Source organism: Streptomyces sp. SID486 (genome assembly GCF_009865385.1).
In the GTDB taxonomy this organism is placed as follows: Bacteria; Actinomycetota; Actinomycetes; order Streptomycetales; family Streptomycetaceae; genus Streptomyces.
The window spans coordinates 1-21,923 of sequence record NZ_WWJT01000453.1 but is presented as its reverse complement, the minus strand read 5'-3'; the positions used below and the strand labels follow the sequence as shown (position 1 = coordinate 21,923).

Sequence of the window (21,923 nt, the reverse complement as noted above, 5' to 3'; positions counted from 1 at the left end):
GCCGCGGACGCGACCACCCCCGTCCCCCAGATCGGCCCCGAACGCACCACCCAGCAGCCGCTCCCGCCCAAGCCCCCGCTGGACCTGCTGGCGGAGCTGACGAACACCCCGCCGCCGCCGGAGACCCCGGTCCGCACGATCGTGCGCCGGGTCAAGATCTGGACCCCCCTGGTCCTGCTCCTGGTGATCGTCTTCGCGGTGGTGCAGACGTTCCGCCCGCTGCCCGCCCCCGCCCTCGCGCTCACCGCGAAGGACACCTACACCTTCGACGGCAGGACCGACCTGCCCTGGCCCGGCGAGGGCCAGGGCTGGATCGACGGTGACGGCATCGGCACGATGGGCGACTTCGGCAAGCAGACCCCGGTGGCGATCGGCTCGGTCGCCAAGACCATGACCGCCTACATCATCCTGAAGGAGCACCCGCTCAAGCCGGGCGAGGAAGGCCCGAAGATCAAGGTCGACCCGACGGCGGAGAAGGAGGGCGGCTACGACAAGGTCGGCGAGTCGACGCTCAACACCGTCAAGGCCGGCGAATTCCTCACCGAGAAGCAGGCCCTGTCGGCCGTCATGATCCCGTCCGCCAACAACATCGCGCGGCTCCTCGCGCGGTGGAACGCGGGTTCGGAGGCGGCGTTCGTGAAGAAGATGAACGCCACCGCGAGGAAGCTGGGGATGACCGGCACGACGTACACCGACCCCTCCGGCCTGAAGGAGACCACCGTCTCCACGGCCAAGGACCAGGTGAAGCTCGGCCGCGCGGTCGTCGAGGTCCCGGCCCTGGTCGCGATCACCAGCGCGGCCAGCTGGACGGACCCCTCCGGTCACAACTGGCCGAACTACAACGAGCTGCCGTACCGCATCGGCGCGATCGGCATCAAGACCGGCAGCACCACCGCGGCCGGCGGCAACCTGCTCTTCGCCTCCCGCAAGAAGGTCGGCGGGCAGACGGTCACCATCGTCGGCGCGATCCTCGGCCAGAACACGGCGCCCATCCTCGGCACGGCCAACACGGTCAGCAAGACCGCGCTGCTCGCCGCCGAGGACGCGCTGACCTCGACGAAGATCCTCAAGAAGGGCGATGTGGTCGGGTACGTGGACGACCGGCTCGGCGGCCACACCCCGATCGTGGTCACCAAGGACGTCACCGCAGTCGGCTGGGCCGGTCTGAAGGTCAGGCTGTCCTTCGCCCCCGGGACCGTGCCGCACACCGCGAAGGCCGGCACCCAGGTCGGCACCCTCACCGTGGGTGACGGCCCGACCGGCGCCGTGAAGGTCCCGGTGACCCTCCAGAAGGACCTGGTGGAGCCCGGCTTCGGCGCCAAGCTCACCCGCGTGAGCTGACCGGCACCGGCCCCCGAGGCCGCCCGCGCACCCCGTCGACGGAGCCCCACCCGGGAGCCCCGCGGCGGGGTGCGTGCTAGCGTCACGAATCGGGGCAGGTCGCCGGTCTCGGGACGAGGCCGCGAACTGGACGGGAAGCGGCCGGGAACACAGCAGGAAGCGGCCGAGAACAGAAGACGGGACACGGGGAGTGCCTTCAGGTGGCCACAGCGGAGCCGACACGCGCCGACGACGCCGATCCGGGGCCGGGATCCGGCCCGCGAATACGTCTGTCCATGACTGACGTCGCGACGGAGACGGCTGCTGACGGACCGGCCGTCACCACGACCGGGACGCCGGCCGGCGGCACCACCGGCACCGGTCCCGGCACGGAAGGTGACGGCGACGCGACGGACCGTCGCGGTGGTCGCGCCCGCCTGCTCACCGCCCTCGAACCGTTCCGGCAGCGGCTGCTGCGGCATCCGGCGCTGTCCATGACCGTGCTCTCCGGCGTCCTGCACGTCATCTGGTTCTTCACGTTCGCGAACAGCGGTGGTGATCTGGCCGCGCAGGACGCCTGGGCGGAGTTCGTCGGCCGGCATCCGGACTCGGCGTACAACCTCGCCTGGTACGGGGGCATGCACCCGGTGTCGTACAGCGTGGTGTCGCCGTACCTGATGTCGGTCCTCGGCGTCCGGACGACGATGATGATCGCCGGCACGCTCTCGGCGGGCCTGCTGACGATGATCCTGATACGCAGCCGGGCGGTGCGGAACCCGCTGTGGGTCTCGCTCGCCGGGATCTTCGCGCTGATCTGCAACGCGATCTCCGGCCGGGTGACCTTCGGGCTCGGCATGATGTTCGCGCTCGGCGCGGTCGCGGCGGTGTTCTGCTGGCCGTACCGGTGGCGCTACAAGCGCTGGGCGAAGGCTCTGGTCGCCGCCCCGCTGGCCGCGCTCGCGACGATGTCCTCCCCGGTCGCCGGACTGTTCGTGGGCCTGGTCGCGGTCGCGCTGTTCCTGCAGAAGCGGCGGCCCGGCGCGTGGGCGCTGGGGCTCGCCCCGTCGGCGGTGGTCGCCGTCTCGGCCTGGCTGTTCCCGTTCTCCGGGACCCAGCCGATGGGGATCGGCTCGGTGATCATGCCGCTGCTGTACGGCCTGCTGTGCCTGTTCCTGGTGCCGAAGAAGTGGGTGACCGTCCGGCTCACCGCGGCCGTCTACAGCCTCGGGGTCGTGCTGGTGTGGCTGATCAGCTCGCAGATCGGGTCCAACATCTCCCGGCTGCCGATGCTCTTCGCGGGTGCCACCCTGATCGCGGCCCTGCCGTACACCGTGCCGAAGTCCCGCCGGTGGTATGTGACCGTGCTGGCCTTCCTCGGCTTCGTCGGCTGGCTCGGCTTCAAGTCGGTCGACGACATCATCCACACCACCCCGGCCGCCTCCTGGGCGCGGGAACTCGCACCGCTCGTCAACGAGCTGCAGAAGGCGGGCGCCGAGAAGGGCCGCGTCGAGGTGGTCCCGGCCCGCTCGCACCGCGAGGCCTCCGCGCTCGCGCCGTACGTCAACCTGGCCCGGGGCTGGAACCGGCAGGCCGACATGGAGCGCAACCCGCTCTTCTACGACGACACGCTCAACTCGGCGACGTACCACGAGTGGCTCCGGCGCTGGGCGGTGCACTTCGTGGTGCTGCCCAAGGACAACGTGGACGGTGACGGTGGCGAGCGCGCGCTGCTGCAGCGCGGGATGCCGTATCTGCGGCAGGTCTGGGGCGACGCCAACTGGCAGCTGTTCCGGGTGACCGACCCGGCGCCGCTGGCCGAGCCGAACGCGGTGGTGGACCGGGCCGAGCAGGGTGAGATGACCCTGCGGGTGCGGGAGGCGGGGCGGATCCTGATCCGGATCCCGTACTCGCCGTGGCTGAGCATCGTCGACGAACACGGCAAGAGCGTGAAGCCCCCGCGGGCGTCCCAGGACTCGCCGAAGACGTACCGGAACGTCGACGGATGCCTGATGCAGACACCGGAGGACGGCAACGGCGACCGGTGGACGATGCTGCTCGCGCCGCGGGCCGGGACGTACCACCTGGCAGCGCCGTACCAGCTGCCGCGCGGTACGCCCTGCCCGGACGAGCTGAAGTGAGGGTGCCCGGCCGCGCGGCGAGCGGCCGGTGCTACCCGGTGCCGCGCAGCTCGGCCACGTAGGTGTCCGTGCCCGGGATCGTCGGGATGAAGGGGGCCACCAGTTCCACCCTGCCCAGTCCCGAGCCGGCGACGTCCGTGTCCAGACCCGTGAAGTGGTCCGCCCAGCACTCGCGCGGGTCCCGCTCCAGGAACCACAGCAGCGTGAGCCGGGTGTCCACGCCCTCGACCTGCTTGACGTAGGTCATGCGGTCGCCCGGCAGTGGTGTCGGCCGGAACACCGTGACGAGGGCGGACGGGGAGCCGGCGAGGCGGCGCGGCAGGTGCCGGGCGCGCAGCCACTGCAGCAGTTCCGCGCGTTGCTGCGGGGAGTCGGCGTCGATCACCTCCAGCACCAGGCCCCGGTAGGGGTGGTCGAGGGCGTGGAAGTCGCGTGGTCCGGCCGCGCCGTCCCGGTACACCGTGGTCTCGTGGTCCTGGAAGGCCGTGAAGACGTGGGTGCGGTCGTGGTGGACGCGGGCGTCGCGGTTGAGCCGCTTGTTGATGGCGACCGTCCACTTCATGTGGTCGGCGTAGCGGCCGGCGGTGATCCAGTAGGTGGAGAGGTAGCAGCCCGCGGTGACCGGCCGGGCGACCGCAGACTTCTCCGGGTGGCGCAGGAGCTGCAGTTCCCGGGTGGCGACCCAGCGGCGGCCGGCGTACATCCAGGGCATGGCCATCGCGCCGGCGTAGTAGTGGTCGTCCTCGTACCAGCGGTTGTAGGCGTGCTCGTGGCCGGGGTGCGGCTCGACCATGGTGATCAGGGCGTGGCCGGGCCGGACACCGTACGGCCCGGCGGCGGCCAGCTCGGCGTACAGCTCGCTGCGGGTGTCCTCGCTCATGCGGTTCCCCTTCCGTCCTCTCACGGTCGCCCATACTCTGACGCTCCGTCAGATGGAACGCCATACCCCGGGAGGCCCCGATGTCCCTGCTCACCGGCAAGACCGTCGTCGTCTCGGGCGTGGGGGCCGGGCTCGGCCACCAGGTCGCCGCGGCCGTCGTACGGGACGGCGGGAACGCGGTGCTCGGGGCGCGCACCGAGGCCAACCTCGCCAAGAGCGCCGCCGAGGCCGACCCGGGCGGCGCACGCACGGCGTACCGGGCGACCGACATCACCGACGAGGGGCAGTGCGAGGCGCTGGCCGCGCTGGCCCGGGAGCGGTTCGGCGCGGTCGACGCCGTGGTGCACGTGGCCGCCTGGGACTCCCACTTCGGCGGTCTGGAGGACGCCGACTTCGCGACCTGGCAGTCGGTGGTGGACGTGAACCTGCTGGGGACGCTGCGGATGACCCGGGCGTGCCTGCCGGCGCTGAAGGCGGCCGGGGGCGGGTCGGTGGTGTTCATCGGGACGCAGTCGGCCGTGGCCGCGCCCTCGCAGGTGAGGCAAGCCGCGTACGCCGCGTCGAAGGGGGCGCTGACCAGTGCGATGTACTCGCTGGCCCGGGAGCTCGGGCCGTACCGGATCCGGGTGAACACCGTGCTGCCGGGCTGGATGTGGGGGCCGCCGGTGCAGGCGTACGTCCGGTTCACCGCCCGGACGGAGGGGGTGCCGGAGGAGGAGGTGCTGGGCCGCCTGAGCGAGCGGATGGCGCTGCCGGAGCTGGCCACCGACGGGGACGTGGCGGACGCGGTGGTGTTCCTGGCCTCGGACCGGGCGCGGGCGATCACGGGACAGCAGCTGCTCGTGAACGCCGGGGAGCTGATGCGATAGCCCGTTCCGCCCCTCACGTTTGTTCATCCATATGAACTGAAGTCATCAAGTCGAACAATTTTACCGTGACTTGACCTTCAGCTTGCTTGTCGCGTTCATGTAGCCGGACCCACGATCGGGCACATGAACAGTCTCGACTGGGCCGTGCTCATCGGCTACTTCGGTGTGATGGTCGCGATCGGCGTCTGGTCGCACAAGCGCGTGGACAACGTCTCCGACTTCTTCACGGCCGGCGGCAAGATGCCCTGGTGGCTCTCCGGCATCTCGCACCACATGTCGGGCTACAGCGCCGTGATGTTCACCGGGTACGCGGGCATCGCCTACACCTACGGCGTCACCTCCTTCATCACCTGGTCCTTCCCCATCGCGCTCGGCATCGCCATCGGGTCGAAGCTGTTCGCGCCGCGCATCAACCGGTTGCGCTCCCGGCTCCATGTGGCCTCCCCGCTGGAGTACCTGAAGAACCGCTACGACCTGCCGACCCAGCAGGCGCTCGCCTGGTCCGGCATGCTGCTGAAGATCGTGGACGTGGGCGCCAAGTGGGCGGCGATCGCCACCCTGTTGTCGGTGTTCACCGGGGTCTCGCTGAACCAGGGCATCCTCATCACCGGCGCGATCACCGCCGTCTACTGCACGATCGGCGGCCTGTGGGCGGACGCACTGACCGAACTCGGCCAGTTCGTCATCCAGTTGCTGGCCGGCGTCTCCATGTTCGTCGCGGTCGTGGTGAAGCTGGGCGACAAGGACATCGGCTTCCTCGGTGCCTGGGACGAGCCCGCGCTGCACGGCCACGGCAAGCCGCTGGTCGGCCCGTACGGCACGGTGTTCCTGCTGGCGTTCCTCTTCATCAAGCTGTTCGAGTACAACGGCGGCATGCTCAACCAGGCCCAGCGCTACATGGCGACGGGCAGTGCCCGCCAGGCCGAGCGCTCGGCCCGGCTGTCGGCGATCCTGTGGCTGGTCTGGCCGGTGGTCCTCTTCTTCCCGATGTGGATGTCCCCGCTGCTGGTCCACGCGCAGAAGCCGGACGGCTCCGACTCCTACGCCCTGATGACCGAACAGCTGCTGCCGCACGGCCTGCTGGGACTGGTCATCGTCGGCTTCTTCTCCCACACCATGGCCATGTGCTCCTCCGACGCGAACGCCATCGCGGCGGTGTTCACCCGGGACGTGGCTCCGGTGCTGTCCGCGAAGGCACGTGCCTGGGGCGAGCGTTCGGGCCTGATCGCGGCCCGGGTCACGACCGTCGTCTTCCTCGGCCTGTCCATGGCCGTCGCCACCCAGGTCAACTCCCCCGCCTTCAAGGACATCATCACGGTCGTCATCAAGTGGGTGGCCGGTCTCATGGGTCCGATCGCGATCCCGATGATGCTCGGCCTGCTCCGGCCGTTCCGCCGCTCGGGGCCGACGGCGGCGCTCACCAGCTGGGCGGCGGGCCTGCTGGCCTTCTGGCTGGTCAACTACCCCGTCAGCTGGAGCGTCGACGGCGGTGTCCCGCTCCAGTACCAGGTGTCGATCCCGCTCGCGGTCTCCCTGGTCCTGTACATCCTGATCGGCTACCTGAAGCCGGAGGACACACCGGAGCGCCTGGCCGTCATCGAGAAGGTGAACACCGACGGGGACGAGGGCGCCGCACTGACCGTCCCGGTACCCGCCGGCGCCGGGGACGACGTGGTCGGAGCGCCGTAGCGGGCGCTGCGGGCGGGGGGTGCGGGGACCGGCCGCGCGGCCGGTCCCCCTTCAGCGCGTCACGCCCGCGGATAGCGCGCCAGCCAGCCCGGGGAGGAACCCGCCGGGCCGTGCAGGGCCGGGCCCTGCGTCATCTCCATCGCGAAGTCGTCGGCGAGTTCCAGCATCGTGGGGCGGCCCTCCAGCTCGGCCAGCCAGGCCGGCGGGAGGGCCGTCTCGCCGTGCAGGGCGCCCAGCAGGCCGCCGGCGATCGCGCCCGCGGCGGCCGACGGGCCGCCCTGGTTCACCGCCAGGCACAACCCGTGCCGTACGTCCTCCCCCACCAGCGCGCAGTACACGGACGCCGCCAGCAGCCCGTCCGCCGTGCCGTCGCCGGCCAGCTCCTCCACCCGGGCCGGCGTGGGCATGCCCTGCCGCACGGCACCGAGGGCGTGCTGGAGGGCGTCGGAGACCGGCTGGTGGCCGGGGCGCGCGGCGAGCAGGGCCAGCGCCCGCTGCACCGCGCCGTCCAGGCTGTCGCCCCGGGCCAGCGCGTGCACGATGACGGCGTACGCGCCCGCCGACAGGTAGGCGATGGGGTGGCCGTGGGTCTGGGCCGCGCACTCCACCGCCAGCTGGACGACCAGCTGCGGCTCCCAGCCGACCAGCAGACCGAAGGGCGCCGAGCGGGCGACCGCCTCCGGACCCAGTTCCCCCGGGTTCTTCGGCGTCTCCAGCGTGCCCATGGTCACGTCGCCGAGCCCCAGCAGCAGCGACCGGGTGGGGTCCCGCCGGGCGTACAGCCACTCCTCGCGGGCCAGCCAGCCGTCGTCCTTGCGGCGCTCGTCGGGCCCCCAGTCCCGCTGGGTGGCCGCCCAGCGCAGATACGCCCGGTGCAGATCGGTCGGCGGGTGCCAGGCGCCGGTGTCGCGGCGCACCTGGGCGCGTATCAGCCCGTCCACGGTGAACAGGGCCAGCTGTGTGTGATGGGTGACGGCGCCGCGCCGGCCGTGGCCGAAGGCCAGGTCGAGCAGCCCCTCGCCGCCGTACGCGGAGCGGATCTCCTCGAGGGACAGCGCGTCGGCGGGTCCGCCCAGCGCGTCGCCCACGGCCGAGCCGAGCAGGGTGCCGCGCACCCGGCTGCGGAAGTCCTGCTGCTCGGCTCGGCCCCAGACGGCACCGGACGTCGCACCCACCAGACCTCCCACGACACCGCCCGTCCGTACGACGCTAGGCACTGTAATCGACCCGGAACGGTCCGTTCAGTAGGGCAAACCGGCCCTGGCAGGGCATTTCCGCCCAGTGGATCCCACGCGTTTTCCGCCCCGACGGGCGCCCCGGTTCCGTTTTTCCGCCCCGGCGGCCGACCCGGTTCCGGCCGGGCCCCGGCCGGCGCCCGCTGCGTCGCCGTCGCCCTCCCCCAGGCGAGCCGTTCCCCGCACAGGCCGCGGGGGGTACGAGCCGCTGCCGGACGCGCGCGGAGCGCCTCGGCCACCGGAGGGCTGGGCCCGGCCGTACCGGAGTCCGCCGGATCCGGCCGCGCATTCTGACGCAATGCGCATGGGAGAAGGCGGTGTTCGTCAGGGAGAATCCAGCCATGACCACCACCCCCACCCGCCACACCGGCCACAGCCTTGCCGCCGGTGTGCTCACCGGCATACTCGCCCTCTACATCACCCTCGTCGCCCTGGGGAACATCACCGACTTCGGCACGAACCAGCAGTTCGTCCGGCACGTGCTGGCGATGGACACCACCTTCAAGGACGACGACCTGATGTGGCGGGCGGTCACCAGCACCGCACTCCAGGACACCGCCTACGTGCTGATCATCGCCTGGGAGACGGCGGCGGCGCTCGTACTGATCTGGGGCACCTGGCTGTGGGCGCGCCGGGACGCCGACCGTGCCCGGCGCTGGTCCACCTACGGCCTGCTGATGCTCCTGCTGCTCTTCGGGGCCGGCTTCATCGCGATCGGCGGCGAGTGGTTCTCGATGTGGCAGTCGAAGACGTGGAACGGACTGGACGCCGCCACCCGGATCTTCCTGCTCAGCGGCGTCGCCCTGATCGTCAACCAGCTGCCCTGGGCGGGCCGCCGGGACGCTAGCTGACGACCGTCACCTTCGTCCCCTGGTCCCCGAAGGACCACAGCGCGGCTCCGTCCTCCTTGTGGAGGCGGATGCCGCCCAGCTTCTGGCCGTTCGCCGGCGGCGGCGAGGACCCGTCCAGGGCGTTGGAGAAGGCGACGTTCACGCCGGACACCTTGGTGAAGTACATGACGTGCTCGATCTCGACGCCGTCCGAGCCCTTGAGGGACTGGGTGCGCAGGGTTATGGAGTAGCGGCCGGGCTGCGGGGCCACCGTGCCCGGCCACACCGTGAACGTGCGCACCGGCTTGCCGGTCGCGTCGACGAGCCACACCCGCTTCCCGGCCAGTGAGTAGACGATCCGGCGGCCCTCGCCGGAGGCGTCCGGCAGGGCGGGCGCCTCCGGTGTCTGGGGCGAGGCCGAGGTGTGGGGCCGCGCCGACGCCGAGGCGCCGGGCCTGGACACGGCGGCCGTGGGTTGCGGCGCGTGCTCCGCCTGTACGGCGAGGGCGACGACGGCCGCGGTGGCCCCCGCCGTCAGACCGGTGACCCAGGCCCACGAGGGCAGTCGGGCAGCCACGGGACGCATCTCCTCCGCTACGGGGCCCCGTCCAGGATCGGGGGTCGGATCATCGTACTCAGTCCAGGACCGGCAGCAGATCCGGCAGGTGCCCGTCGGACGCCTCGGCCGCCCGCTGCCGCTCCTCGGGGACGTCGCCGTACAGCGTGGTGCGCGGCTTCGCGGGCCGGCCGGCCGCCTCCGCCACCGCGACCAGGTCGCGGACCGACTTGTACGAGCCGTAGGAGGAGCCCGCCATACGGGAGATCGTCTCCTCCATGAGCGTCCCGCCGAGGTCGTTCGCGCCGGAGCGGAGCATCTCCGCCGCCCCCTCCGTGCCCAGTTTGACCCAGCTCGTCTGGATGTTGGGGATCCAGGGGTGCAGCAGGAGGCGGGCCATCGCCGTCACCGCCCGGTTGTCCCGCACGGACGGGCCGGGGCGGGCGATACCGGCCAGGTACACCGGCGCGTTCGTGTGGATGAAGGGCAGGGTCACGAACTCCGTGAAGCCGCCCGTCTCGCGCTGGATGCCGGCCAGCGTGCGCAGATGGCCGAGCCAGTGCCGGGGCTGGTCCACGTGCCCGTACATCATGGTGGAGGACGAGCGGATGCCCAGCTCGTGCGCCGTCCTGATCACCTCGATCCAGGTGGCCGCGGGCAGCTTGCCCTTGGTCAGCACCCAGCGGACCTCGTCGTCCAGGATCTCCGCCGCCGTGCCCGGGACGGAGTCCAGACCCGCCTCCTTGGCGGCGGTGAGCCACTCCCTGACCGGCATCCCGGTCCGGGTCGCGCCGTTCACGACCTCCATCGGGGAGAAGGCGTGCACGTGCATGCCCGGGACGCGCTCCTTCACCGCCTTCGCGATGTCGAAGTACGCCGTGCCCGGCAGGTCCGGGTGGATGCCGCCCTGCATGCACACCTCGACCGCGCCCACGTCCCACGCCTGCTGGGCGCGGTCCGCCACCTGCTCCAGCGAGAGCGTGTACGCGTCCGCGTCCGTGCGGCGCTGCGCGAAGGCGCAGAACCGGCAGCCGGTGTAGCAGACGTTGGTGAAGTTGATGTTGCGGGTGACGATGTACGTGACGTCGTCACCGACCGCCGACCTGCGCACGTCGTCGGCGACCCGGCACAGCGCGTCCAGCGCCGGGCCGTCCGCGTGCAGCAGGGCGAGGGCCTCGGCGTCGGTCAGCCGGGTCGGGTCGTCCGCGGCCGTGCGCAGCGCCGCGCGCACGTCGGTGTCGATGCGCTCGGGCACCATGCCGGGGGCCGCCGCCTCGCGCAGGGCCTCCCAGTCGCCGTACACCTCGTCGAAGTCGGCGCGCCGGTCGCCGGTGCGGCCCTCGGTGTCGATGGAGGCGTGCAGGTCGGTACGGCCGGCGGCGGTGAACGCCTCCTCCGGCTCCTGCCAGGGCCGGCCCTGGACCGGGGCGTCCGGCAGGGCGAGGCCCGTCGCGGGGTCGGCGAGGGCGGCGACGTGGGGACGCAGCCGCGGGTCCAGCCAGGGCTCGCCGCGACGCACGAACTCCGGGTAGACGCACAGGCGTTCACGCAAGGAGAAGCCGGCCGCCCGGGAGCGCTCGGTGAGTTCCTCGATCTGCGGCCAGGGGCGCTCGGGGTTGACGTGGTCGATGGTCAGGGGCGAGACCCCGCCCCAGTCGTCGATGCCGGCGCCGATCAGCCGCTCGTACTCGCTGTCGACCAGGTTGGGCGGGGCCTGGAGGCAGGCGCTCGGGCCCATGATGTGCCGGGCGACGGCCACCGTGGCCACCAGTTCGTCCAGTTCGGCGTCCGGCATGCCGCGCATCGCCGTGTCCGGCTTGGCGCGGAAGTTCTGGATGATCAGCTCCTGGATGCTGTGGTAGGCGCGGGAGACCTTGCGCAGGGCGAACAGGGACTCGGCGCGCTCCTCGTAGGTCTCGCCGATGCCGATGAGCAGGCCGGAGGTGAAGGGCACGGAGGAGCGGCCGGCGTCCTCCAGGACGCGCAGCCGGACGGCCGGCTCCTTGTCCGGGGAGCCGTGGTGCGGGCCGCCGGGCTCGGACCACAGGCGGGTGGCGGTCGTCTCCAGCATCATGCCCATGCTCGGCGCGACCGGCTTCAGCCGCTGGAAGTCCGTCCACGTCATGACGCCCGGGTTGAGGTGGGGCAGCAGGCCCGTCTCCTCCAGGATGCGGATGGAGACGGCGCGGACGTAGGCGATGGTGTCGTCGTAGCCGTGCGCGTCGAGCCACTCGCGCGCCTCGGGCCAGCGGTCCTCCGGCTTGTCGCCGAGGGTGATCAGGGCTTCCTTGCAGCCGAGCGCGGCGCCCTTGCGGGCGATGTCCAGCACCTCGTCGGGGGACATGAACATCCCGTGCCCGGCGCGGCGCAGCTTGCCGGGCACGGTGACGAACGTGCAGTAGTGGCACCTGTCGCGGCACAGCCGGGTGAGGGGGATGAAGACGCTCTTCGAGTACGTGATGACGCCGGGCCGGCCCGCCGCCTCCAGGCCCGCGTCCCGCACCCGGGCCGCGGACGCGGTGAGACCGGCCAGGTCCGCACCGCGTGCCTGCAGGAGCACCGCGGCTTCGGCGACGTCGAGGGCGACGCCGTCCCGGGCGCGTTTGAGGGCGCGACGCATGGAGTTCTCGGTGGGGCCGGTTCCGGAGGTCGCGGAAGTCGTCATCCTTCGAGGATACGTTCGCGCTGATCACGCACGGGGCGTGCCGTCGGCCAGGAGCGGGCCGTACGCGTCGAGCGCGCGCAGCACGTCCGCCTCACCGGCCGGCGGCAGCTGCACCACGACCTCCTCGATGCCGAGTTCCGCGTAGTGGGCGAGCTTGCCCGGGGTGGGCTGGACGGCGTACGGGACCACCTGGAGGCCTGCCGCGTCGCGGCCCGCGTCCGCCCACACCGAGCGCAGCACGGGCAGGGACTCGGTGAGTCCGCGCCCGCCGATCGGCAGCCAGCCGTCGGCGTACTCGGCGATGTGCGCGAACAGCTTCGGCCCGGCGGCCCCGCCGACGAGTGTGCGGGGACCGACGACCGGGCCGCGCGGCTTCCGCACCGGCTTGGGGAACGCGAAGCTGGGGCGGACACTGCCGAACTCGCCCTCGTAGCCGACCGGTTCCTCGGACCACAGCGCCCGCAGCAGGCCCATCCGGTCCCGCACCAGCTCCCGCCGGGTGCCCCAGGCCACGCCGTGGTCGGCGGCCTCCTCCACGTTCCAGCCGTAGCCGAGGCCGAGGGTGAAGCGCCCGCCGGACAGATGGTCCAGCGTGGCGACCTGCTTGGCGAGGTCGATCGGGTCGTGCTGGGCGACCAGCGTGATCCCGGTGCCGAGGCCGAGGCGCTCGGTGACGGCGGCGGCCTGGCCGAGTGCGACGAAGGGGTCGAGGGTGCGGCCGTACTCGGGCGGCAGGTCACCGCCGGCCGGGTACGGGGTGGTCCGTTCCGTCGGGATGTGGGTGTGTTCGGGCAGGTACAGCCCGGCGAAACCGCGCTGTTCGAGTTCGCGGGCGAGGCGGACGGGGGTGACCGTCTCGTCGGTGAGGAAGATCGTCACGGCGATGCGCATGGCCCATCTGTACCGGCATCGGGACGAGAAGTCCATACCGACTGGTCGGCATCGACTGCGGTGGGGATCGCCGGACGCGCACCCTCGCGCCGGCCGACCGGCGGTGGCCGGACGATGTACGCCCCCCAGCGCTCGAAACCCGCCGATTTCCTTCCCGTCCTTGCATGTTCACGCCCATGGGGAACGCTCAACGGCATGTGCGATGACGACGCAAGGCCCGGAAGACGTTCACTGATCGTGACGGGCGCCGCGGCCGCGCTTACGTTGGGAAGCGCGACCTTCGCGAGAGGGGCGGACACCATGCACCGGACCGAGACCAGAACGGTGCGCGGCACGCTGCCGGCGGGCTCGCCCGACTTCGTGTACGTGCCCGTCGACGTGCCCGAGCACACCAGGGAGATCAAGGTCTCCTACACCTACGACCGCCCGGCCGTCCCCGCCGGCACCCCCGGCAACGCCCTGGACATCGGCCTCTTCGACGAGCGCGGGACCGAACTGGGCGGGAAGGGTTTCCGCGGGTGGTCCGGCGGCGCCCGGACGGAGTTCTTCGTCCGCGCCGACGACGCCACGCCCGGCTACGTCCCCGGGACGATCCACGCGGGCACCTGGCGGATAGCCCTCGGCCCCTACACCGTCGCCCCGCAGGGGCTGTCGTACGAGCTGACGATCACCCTCACCTACGGCGAGCAGGCCGCCGCCCCGGACCCCGTGTACCCGCCGCAGCGGGCCAAGGGCCGCGGCCGGGCCTGGTACCGCGGCGACTGCCATCTGCACTCCTGGCACTCCGACGGCCGCCGCACCCCCGCCGAGATCGCCGCGCTCGCCCGCGCCGCCGGCCTGGACTTCATCAACAGCTCCGACCACAACACGCACTCCTCGCACCCCCACTGGGCGGACGCCGCGGGCGACGACCTGCTGGTGATGCTGGGCGAGGAGATCACCACCCGCAACGGCCACGTCCTGGCGCTCGGCACGGACCCGGGCACCTTCGTCGACTGGCGCTACCGGGCCCGCGACAACCGCTTCGGCCGGTTCGCCCGCCGCGTCCGCGAGTCCGGCGGCCTGGTCGTGCCCGCCCATCCGCACGCCACCTGTGTGGGCTGCAACTGGAAGTTCGGCTTCGGGGAGGCGGACGCCATCGAGGTGTGGAACGGCCCCTACACGCCTGACGACGAGGTGGCGCTGGCCGACTGGGACGGCATGCTGGTCGCGTCCGTGCGGGACGGCCGTGGCTGGATCCCGGCGATGGGCAACAGCGACGCGCACCGGGACCCCGACCCGGTCGGCTCCCCGCAGACGGTGGTCCTCGCCGACGACCTGAGCCGGGAGGCGATCCAGGAGGGCATCAGGGCGGGGCGCTCCTACGTCGCGGAGTCCAGGAAGGTCTCGCTGGCCTTCACCGCGTCCGGCGGCCGGGGCGAACACGCCGGCATCGGCGGGCGGCTGGCGGTTTCGCCGGACACCCCGGTGACGGTGCGCCTCGAGGTGTCCGGCGCCCCGCGCTGCACGGTCCGCCTCGTCACCGACCAGGGCGTGCTGTTCACCGGCGACCCGCTGCCGGTGACCGGCTCCGGCGTGGTGGAGTGGCGCACCACCCCGGCGAACGCGGCGTACGTCCGCGCCGAGCTCCGGCACGAGACGGCGGCGGGACCCCTGCCGGGGGCCCTGGCAGCGTTCACCAACCCGATCTTTCTCGGGCACCGCTGACGGGGGCGGCAGCTACCGCCGGCTGTCCCGTCGCATCCCGGCGCAGACCCTGCCGGAGACCACCGGTCCCAGGTCCGGGCCGCCGCGGCCGACGCCGACGGTACGGCGCGACCGGGCCGACCGGGCGCCGGCTCAGCCCGGCCACACGAGTGCCTGCACCTCGCTGTACGCGTGCAGGGCGTAGGAGCCGACGTCCCGGCCGACGCCGCTCTTCTTGAAGCCGCCGAAGGGTGCCTCCATGTTGCGGCCGACCGTGTTGATCCCGACCCCGCCGGCCCGCAGCCGCCGGGCCACCCGGAAGGCGCGGGCCACGTCGCCCGACCAGACGTAGTCGAGGAGGCCGTAGTCGGAGTCGTTCGCGAGGGCCACCCCCTCGTCCTCGTCGTCGAAGGGGATCACCGTCACGACCGGTCCGAAGATCTCCTCCCGGGCCACCCGCATGTCGTTGGTGCAGTCGGCCAGCAGGGTGGGGACGACGTAGAAACCACGCTCCAGGGAGGGGCGTTCGCCGCCGGCGACCACCGTCGCCCCTTCCTTGCGGCCGAGTTCGACGTACGACTCCACGCGTGCCCGGTGCTCGGCGGAGATCACCGGGCCCACGACCGTGTCCGCCTCCCGCGGGTCGCCCACCTTCAGCCGGCGGGCGTGGGCGGCCAGTCGCTCGACCAGCCGGCCGTACACGCCCCGCTGGGCCAGCACCCGGGTCGGGGCGGTGCAGATCTGCCCGCTGTAGAAGGAGAAGGCGGTGCCGATGCCGGCGACGGCCGCGGCGAGGTCGGCGTCGTCGAACACGAGCGCGGCGCCCTTCCCGCCCAACTCCATCAGCTGGCGCTTCATGTCGCGCCCGCACACCTCGGCGATGCGCCGTCCGACGGCCGTGGAGCCGGTGAAGCTGACCATGTCGACGTCACCGGACGCCACCACCGCCTCGCCCACCGAGACGTCCCGCCCGGAGACCACGTTCACCACGCCCGGCGGCACCCCGGCGTCCGCCAGCGCCTCGGCCATCCGGTAGACGGACAGCGGGTCCTGCGGGGCGGGTTTCACCACCACCGTGTTGCCCATGGCCAGCGCCGGAGCGATCTTTCCGGCGGGGTTGGCCCACGGGTTGTTGTACGAGGTGACACAGGTGACGACCCCGACGGGCTGCCGTACCGCGAGCGCCCCCACCACCCCGGCCCGGCCCATCGGCCCCGCCTCGTTGATCTGCGGGACGACGGCCCACTCGGCGGGCTCCACGCCCGCGTACCGGCGGAAGCGGGCGGCGGCCACCCCGACCTGCATCGCGCGGGCGGTGGCGGTGGTCGCCCCGGTCTCGGCGCGGGCCAGTTCGGCGTAGGGCGCCAGCCGCTCCCGGATGATCCCGGCGGCCCGCCCCAGCAGCGCCGCCCGCTCCTCCGGCCGGGTCCGCGACCACGTGCCGAACGCCTCCCGGGCCGCGGCGCAGGCCGCCCGCGCCTGGTCCGGCGTGGCCTCCGGCGCCCGGCCGACCGTCTCCTCGGTGGCGGGGTCGATGACCGGGTAGTGCCCCCCGTCCGGTGCCACCCACTCCCCGCCGACGAACAGCGGCTGGACCTCGCTCACCGCGTGCTCACCGTCCGTGTGTCCCGCCCGGACCGCAGCACCCGGCCCGGTACGGCCCCGGTCACCACGTCGTCCCGGATCGCCTCGACCCCGTTGACCCACACGGCCCGCACCCCGATCGCCCGCGAGTCGAGCCGCGGGCTGTCGCCCGGCAGGTCGTGCACCAGACGGGCCTGGCCGGCATCGATCCGCTCCGGGTCGAACAGCACCAGGTCGGCATGCCAGCCCTCCGTCACCCGCCCCCGCTCCCGCAGCCCGAAGAGCCGGGCCGGGTCGTCGGTGAGCATCCGCACCGCCTGCTCCAGGGTGAGCAGCCTGCGGCCGCGCAGGCAGTCCCCGAGGAACCGGGTGGTGTACGGCGCCCCGCACATCCGGTCCAGGTGGGCGCCCGCGTCGGAGCCGCCGAGCAGGACGTCCTCATGGCTCCAGGTCTCGGCGCGCAGCGCCCAGGAGGCCGGGTCGTTGTCGCTCGGCATGGGCCACAGCACGGTCCGCAGCCCGTCGTTCACGCAGATCTCCACCAGGCAGGCGAACGGATCCTGCCCGCGCTCGGCGGCGATGTCCCGCACCACCCGGCCGGTGAGCCCCCGGTTGGCCTCGCTGTAGGTGTCCCCGATGACGTAGCGCCCGAAGTCCGCGAGGCGCCGGAACACCCCGGCCTCCTTGGAGCGGGCGCGCCGCAGCAGTTCCGCGCGGACGCCGGGGTCGCGGAGCCGGGCGATGCGCTCGGGCACGGGCAGCCCGAGCACCGGCCCCCAGCCCGGTATCAGGTTGAGGGCGCAGAACGTGCCCAGGGACATGTTCATCGGGGTGAGGATCGGCATGGTGAGTGCCACGACCCGGCCGCCGGCCTTGCGGGCCCGTTCGCTCGCGCTCAGCTGCCGGGGCACGCGCTCGGGGACGGCCGCGTCGACGGTGAGCACGTTCCAGTTCAGGGGGCGGCCGGCGGCGGCGCTCAGCTCCACGAGCAGGTCGATCTCGGCGTCGCTGAACTGGTCGAGGCAGCCGGCGACGATCGCCTCGATCTGGGTGCCCTCGTGCTCCCCGACCGCCCGCGACAGCGCCAGCAGTTCCGCGGGCCGCGCGTGCCGGGAGGGCACCGGCTGTCCGTCCCCGTCCGAGTGGGTGCCGGACTGGGTGGTGGACAGCCCCCAGGCGCCGGCGTCCATGGCCTCGTGCAGCAGCCGGAGCATGCCGGCCAGCTGCTCCTCGGTGGGCTGTCCGCCGACGGCGTCCGGTCCCATCACGTACCGGCGCAGCGCGCAGTGGCCGACCATGAAGCCCGCGTTGACGGCGATCCGTCCTTCGAGGGCGTCCAGGTACTCACCGAAACCGCTCCAGTTCCAGGGCGCCCCCTGCTCCAGCGCCACCAGGGACATGCCCTCGACCCTGGACATCATCCGCCGGGTGTAGTCGGCGTCCTCGGGGCGGCCGGGATGGAGGGGCGCGAGCGTGAAGCCGCAGTTCCCGGCGGCGACGGTGGTGACCCCGTGGTTGAGGGAGGGGGTGGCGTACGGGTCCCAGAAGAGCTGGGCGTCGTAGTGGGTGTGGGGGTCGACGAAGCCGGGGGTGAGCACGAGTCCGGCGGCGTCCTCGCTGCCGCGGGCCGCGGCGGTGACCTTGCCGACGGCGGCGATACGGCCGTCCCGGATGCCGACGTCGGCGGTGAAGGGGGGCGCACCGGTGCCGTCCACGACGGTGACGCCCTTGATCACGTGATCGAGCATGGGGCTCCCCTTTCGGCTCCGGCGGACGGGAGGGGCGCGGGGGCCTGCGCCACTCGCCGCGGTCGCCCCGTGCGACTCCGGTGCGTGGCAGGGGCGCGGGGGCCTGCGTGCCTCGCCGCGGTCGCCCCGCACCCCGCGACGGCGGTCACGAGGCCGCCCGGAACCGGCTGGTCCGGTGCACGGGGTCCGTGTCGATCTTCGGAACGACGTGCTCCCCGATCAACCGGATCGTCTGCAGCGTCTCCTCCTTCGGCACCCCCACCGGCAGCCCGAAGCTGAGCTGGTCGGCCCCGGCCTGCTCCCACCGCTTGCACTGGCGCAGCACCTCGTCGGGATCCCCGCAGATCAGCAGCTCCTCCTCGATGAGCAGCTCCACGAACTCCGGGGTGTACTCGGGCAGCGTCTCCGGCCACACCGGGAAGCCCTCGGGCCGCGGGAAGGTGTCGTGGTAGCGGAAGACCAGCGAGGGCAGGTAGTGCAGCCCGCCGTGCACGGCGATCTCGATGGCCTCGGCGTGCGTCGGCGCGCAGATCGCGGTGGTGGTGACCATCACGTTGTCGTTGACGAATTCCCCGACCGGCTCGGCGTCCACGACGGCCGTCTTGTACTGCTCCAGCACCCACTCCATGTCGGAGACCTTCTGGACGCTGAAGCCGAGCACCCCGAGCCCCTTCTTCGCGGCCATGGCGTACGACGGCGGGGAGCCGGCCGCGTACCACATCGCCGGATGCGACTTCCCGTACGGCTTCGGCAGCACCTTCCGGGGCGGCAGCTGCCAGTGCTTGCCCTGGAACCCGGCGTACTCGTCCTGGAGCCACATCTTCGGGAACTCGGCGATCGTCTCCTCCCAGATCTCCTTCGTGTGGTTCATGTCGGTGATGCCGGGCAAAAAGCCGAGGATCTCGTGCGACCCGGCACCGCGCCCGCTGCCGAACTCGAAGCGCCCCTCGCTGAGGTGGTCGAGCATGGCGACCTTCTCGGCCACCTTCACCGGGTGGTTGACCTGGGCCAGCGGGTTGAAGATCCCGGAACCCAGGTGGATCCGCTCGGTCGCGTGGGCGAGGTAGCCGAGGAAGACGTCGTTGGCGGACAGGTGCGAGTACTCCTCCAGGAAGTGGTGCTCGGAGGCCCAGGCGTACTTGAAGCCGGACTTGTCCGCCTGGATGACGTACTCGGTCTCCTCCATCAGCGCCTTGTGCTCGGCAAGCGGGTCGGTCTCGGCCCGCTTGCCGACGTATCCCTGTACAAAGAGCCCGAATTCCACGGCGGTTCACCGTCCCCAAGTCTTTTTCTGACATACCGTCAGACAGGTTGTCGGCCGACTGTGGCACCGGCCGCCGCGGCCGTCAATAGCTGACGGCTCGTCAGATGATGCTGACGCCGGCCAGCCAGCCGCCGTCGATCACGAACGGCTGCCCGGTGATGTACGAGGAGTCGTCCGAGGTCAGGAAGAGGGCGAGCCGGGCCACCTCCTCCGGCTGCCCGACCCGGCCGAGCGGCACGAGCCTGCGGTACAGCTCGTCCAGCGCTCGGCTCGTCTCCGCCGGGTCGGCGTCCGGGTCCAGCCGGGCCGGGTTCGACATCGCGGTGTCGACGGCGCCCGGACAGATCGCGTTGACCCGGATCCCCCGGTCCGCCAGCTCCAGCGCGGCCACCCGGGTCAGCCCGAGCACGGCGTGCTTGGTCGCGGCGTACGCGCCCACGGCCGCCATACCGGTCAGCCCCGTGTACGAGGCGGTGTTCACGATCGTGCCGCCGTCCGTCAGCTCGGGCGCGACGGCCTTGATGCCCAGGAAGCAGCCGACCTGGTTGACCTGCACGACCTGCATGAACTCCGCCAGGGGGGTGTCCACGAGGGCGTTGAAGCGCAGGATGCCCGCGTTGTTGACCAGCCCGTCGATCCGCCCGTACGCCTCCTTGACGGTCCCGACGGCCTCCCGCCAGCCGTCCTCGCTGCCCACGTCCAGATGCACGTACCGTGCGCCGATCTCCTTGGCCAGCGCCTCCCCCCGGTCGTCCAGCACGTCGGTGACGACGACCCGCGCGCCCTCCGCCCGGAACAGCCGCGCCTCCTGCTCGCCCTGCCCGCGTGCCGCCCCGGTGACGACCACGACCCGCCCGTCCAGCTTGCCCATACCGCCTCCTCAGTCCAGCCGGGGCGCGACCTCCACCCCGAACACACCGATCTGGTCGATCAGTTCGGCCCGGCTCCGGCTGCGGAACCGCACCTGGATCTGGTCCACACCCAGCGCCCGGTACGCGCGCAGCGACTCGGCGATCTCCTCCGGCGTCCCGGTGAGCGTGCGTCGTCCCACGTCCCAGCCGGGCCGGCCCACGTACAGCGGCTCGGCGATGGCACCGACCGTGAACGGCCCGCCGGCCCCGGCCTCCTCGCGCAGCCGCCGGATGCGGGCGACCTGCTCGGCCAGCCGGTCCCGGGGATCACCCTGCGGCAGCCAGCCGTCGCCCTTCAGGGCGGCCCGGCGGACGGCGGCGGGCGAGGAGCCGCCGACCCACACGGGGACGTGCGGCTGTGCCGGGCGGGGCCGCTGGCCGAGCCCGGCGAAGTCGTAGCGCTCGCCGTGGTGCTCGGGGAACTCCTCGGGCCCGAGGGCGGCCCGCAGCGCGTCGATCACCTCGTCGAGTACGGCCCCGCGCCGCTCGAAGTCCGCCCCGAGCGCCTCGAACTCCTCCCGCACGTGCCCGGCCCCCACGCCGAGGACCAGCCGGCCGCCGGAGAGGTGGTCGAGGGTGGCGTACTGCTTGGCGGTCACGAGCGGATGGCGCAGCCCGACGACGGCGACATGACTGAGCAGCCTGGCCCGCTCGGTGACGGCGGCGAGGTGGGCCAGGGTGGCGACCGGGTCGTACCAGACCGTGCTCATGGCCGGGGCGAGGCGGCGGGGGACGGCGACGTGGTCGCAGCAGGCGAGGTACGCGAACCCCGCGGCGTCGGCCGCGCGGGCGACGGCGACCAGGTCCTCCGGCCCGGCCCCGGCCTCCCACGGCTCGGCGTAGAGGGTGCTCTGGGACTGGACGGGCAGCTGGATGCCGTACGCCAGGCGGCTCACCGCCACAGCCCTTGCGGCGTGAGCCCGAGCAGGTCGATGGCGTTGCCCCGGACGATCCGCTCGACCACGTCGGCCGGCAGGTGCCCCATCTGGGCCTCGCCGACCTCGCGGGACTTGGGCCAGGTGGAGTCGGAGTGCGGGTAGTCCGTCTCGTACAGCACGTTGCCGACGCCAATGGCGTCCAGGTTCCTGAGCCCGAAGGCGTCGTCGAAGAAGCAGCCGTAGACGTGCCCGGCGAACAGCTCGGACGGCGGCCGGGTCACCTTGTCGGCGACCCCGCCCCAGCCGCGGTTCTCCTCCCACACCACGTCCGCGCGCTCCAGGACGTACGGGATCCACCCGATCTGGCCCTCGGCGTACATGACCTTGAGGTTCGGGAAACGCTCGAACTTGCCGCTCATCAGCCAGTCGACCATCGAGAAGCAGCAGTTGGCGAAGGTGATGGTGGAACCGACGGCGGGCGGGGCGTCGGCGGAGGTGGAGGGCATCCGGCTGCTGGAGCCGATGTGCATGGCGACGACCGTGCCGGTCTCGTCGCAGGCCGCGAGGAAGGGGTCCCAGTCGTCGGTGTGCACGGACGGCAGCCCGAGGTGCGGGGGTATCTCGGAGAAGGCGACGGCCCGGACGCCCCGTTCGGCGTTGCGGCGGACCTCCGCCGCCGCCAGTCCGGCGTCCCACAGCGGGATGAGGGTGAGCGGTATGAGCCGCCCGTGTGCTTCGGGCCCGCACCACTCCTCCACCATCCAGTCGTTGTAGGCGCG

Annotated in this window: 16 protein-coding genes and 1 pseudogene; 6 read left to right on the top strand and 11 right to left on the bottom strand. The window is 72.5% G+C overall.

Features of this window, described 5'->3' with window-relative positions; all coding sequences use genetic code 11:
• Both GT045_RS21265 and GT045_RS21260 read left to right on the top strand, forming a co-directional pair.
• Window positions 1–1,341: pseudogene (locus GT045_RS21265) on the top strand (D-alanyl-D-alanine carboxypeptidase); the annotation flags it as partial.
• 200 nt (window positions 1,342–1,541) lie between these two features.
• Window positions 1,542–3,458, top strand: coding sequence for an MFS transporter (locus tag GT045_RS21260; protein WP_345942703.1), 1,917 nt, complete (start codon window positions 1,542–1,544; stop codon window positions 3,456–3,458).
• A gap of 31 nt (window positions 3,459–3,489) precedes the next feature.
• Here the strand turns inward: GT045_RS21260 and GT045_RS21255 are convergent, their stop codons facing one another.
• The gene (locus tag GT045_RS21255) at window positions 3,490–4,338 is read right to left on the bottom strand and encodes a hypothetical protein (protein ID WP_161298348.1); all 849 of its coding nucleotides are present in this window, start codon (window positions 4,336–4,338) and stop codon (window positions 3,490–3,492) included.
• Window positions 4,339–4,418: 80 nt separating this feature from the next.
• Here GT045_RS21255 and GT045_RS21250 point away from each other — a divergent pair, with 80 nt between their 5' ends.
• Together GT045_RS21250 and GT045_RS21245 are read left to right on the top strand one after the other, a co-directional pair.
• Window positions 4,419–5,207 carry an SDR family oxidoreductase gene (locus GT045_RS21250; protein WP_161333069.1) on the top strand — a complete coding sequence of 263 codons (789 nt, stop codon included), beginning with the start codon at window positions 4,419–4,421 and terminating at the stop codon, window positions 5,205–5,207.
• Between the two features lie 123 nt (window positions 5,208–5,330).
• On the top strand, window positions 5,331–6,896 hold the full coding sequence (locus GT045_RS21245; RefSeq protein WP_161298346.1) for a sodium:solute symporter family protein: 1,566 nt from the start codon (window positions 5,331–5,333) through the stop codon (window positions 6,894–6,896).
• 59 nt (window positions 6,897–6,955) lie between these two features.
• On the opposite strand, the gene GT045_RS21240 is transcribed toward GT045_RS21245, so the two are convergent.
• Complete coding sequence (locus GT045_RS21240) at window positions 6,956–8,071, bottom strand: ADP-ribosylglycohydrolase family protein (RefSeq protein WP_161333068.1); 1,116 nt, start codon at window positions 8,069–8,071, stop codon at window positions 6,956–6,958.
• A 401-nt stretch (window positions 8,072–8,472) separates the two neighbouring features.
• On the opposite strand from GT045_RS21240, the gene GT045_RS21235 reads away from it, so the two are divergent.
• Complete coding sequence (locus tag GT045_RS21235; RefSeq protein WP_161298344.1) at window positions 8,473–8,982, top strand: DUF2165 domain-containing protein; 510 nt, start codon at window positions 8,473–8,475, stop codon at window positions 8,980–8,982.
• Here GT045_RS21235 and GT045_RS21230 read toward each other — a convergent pair.
• The 3 genes from GT045_RS21230 to GT045_RS21220 are packed head-to-tail and all read right to left on the bottom strand — an operon-like array spanning window position 8,975 to window position 13,073.
• Window positions 8,975–9,547, bottom strand: coding sequence for a hypothetical protein (locus GT045_RS21230; protein ID WP_202515447.1), 573 nt, complete (start codon window positions 9,545–9,547; stop codon window positions 8,975–8,977). The genes GT045_RS21235 and GT045_RS21230 overlap by 8 nt on opposite strands.
• A 49-nt stretch (window positions 9,548–9,596) precedes the next feature.
• Entirely contained in the window at window positions 9,597–12,182 is a 2,586-nt protein-coding gene (locus GT045_RS21225; protein WP_161333067.1) for a bifunctional FO biosynthesis protein CofGH, read from the bottom strand.
• A 24-nt stretch (window positions 12,183–12,206) separates the two neighbouring features.
• Window positions 12,207–13,073, bottom strand: a complete 867-nt coding sequence (locus GT045_RS21220; RefSeq protein WP_161289943.1) for an LLM class F420-dependent oxidoreductase — start codon at window positions 13,071–13,073, stop codon at window positions 12,207–12,209.
• A 195-nt stretch (window positions 13,074–13,268) separates the two neighbouring features.
• Between GT045_RS21220 and GT045_RS21215 the strand changes: the two genes are divergently transcribed.
• Window positions 13,269–14,780 (top strand): CehA/McbA family metallohydrolase, encoded by a 1,512-nt coding sequence (locus GT045_RS21215; protein ID WP_161333066.1) that lies wholly within the window; start codon window positions 13,269–13,271, stop codon window positions 14,778–14,780.
• A gap of 132 nt (window positions 14,781–14,912) precedes the next feature.
• Here the strand turns inward: GT045_RS21215 and GT045_RS21210 are convergent, their stop codons facing one another.
• The 6 genes from GT045_RS21210 to GT045_RS21185 form a co-directional block, all read right to left on the bottom strand.
• On the bottom strand, window positions 14,913–16,364 hold the full coding sequence (locus GT045_RS21210) for an aldehyde dehydrogenase family protein (protein WP_161333065.1): 1,452 nt from the start codon (window positions 16,362–16,364) through the stop codon (window positions 14,913–14,915).
• Window positions 16,361–18,091, bottom strand: coding sequence for a D-aminoacylase (locus GT045_RS21205; protein WP_161333064.1), 1,731 nt, complete (start codon window positions 18,089–18,091; stop codon window positions 16,361–16,363). Before GT045_RS21205 ends, GT045_RS21210 begins: the two co-directional genes overlap by 4 nt.
• 145 nt (window positions 18,092–18,236) lie before the next feature.
• Window positions 18,237–19,355, bottom strand: a complete 1,119-nt coding sequence (locus GT045_RS21200) for an LLM class flavin-dependent oxidoreductase (protein ID WP_161289932.1) — start codon at window positions 19,353–19,355, stop codon at window positions 18,237–18,239.
• A 100-nt stretch (window positions 19,356–19,455) separates the two neighbouring features.
• Window positions 19,456–20,226, bottom strand: coding sequence for an SDR family oxidoreductase (locus GT045_RS21195; RefSeq protein WP_161289929.1), 771 nt, complete (start codon window positions 20,224–20,226; stop codon window positions 19,456–19,458).
• 9 nt (window positions 20,227–20,235) lie between these two features.
• Window positions 20,236–21,153 (bottom strand): LLM class F420-dependent oxidoreductase, encoded by a 918-nt coding sequence (locus GT045_RS21190; protein ID WP_161289955.1) that lies wholly within the window; start codon window positions 21,151–21,153, stop codon window positions 20,236–20,238.
• A 5-nt stretch (window positions 21,154–21,158) separates the two neighbouring features.
• On the bottom strand, window positions 21,159–21,923 hold a 765-nt coding region (locus tag GT045_RS21185; protein WP_161333063.1), incomplete at its 5' end, for an amidohydrolase family protein.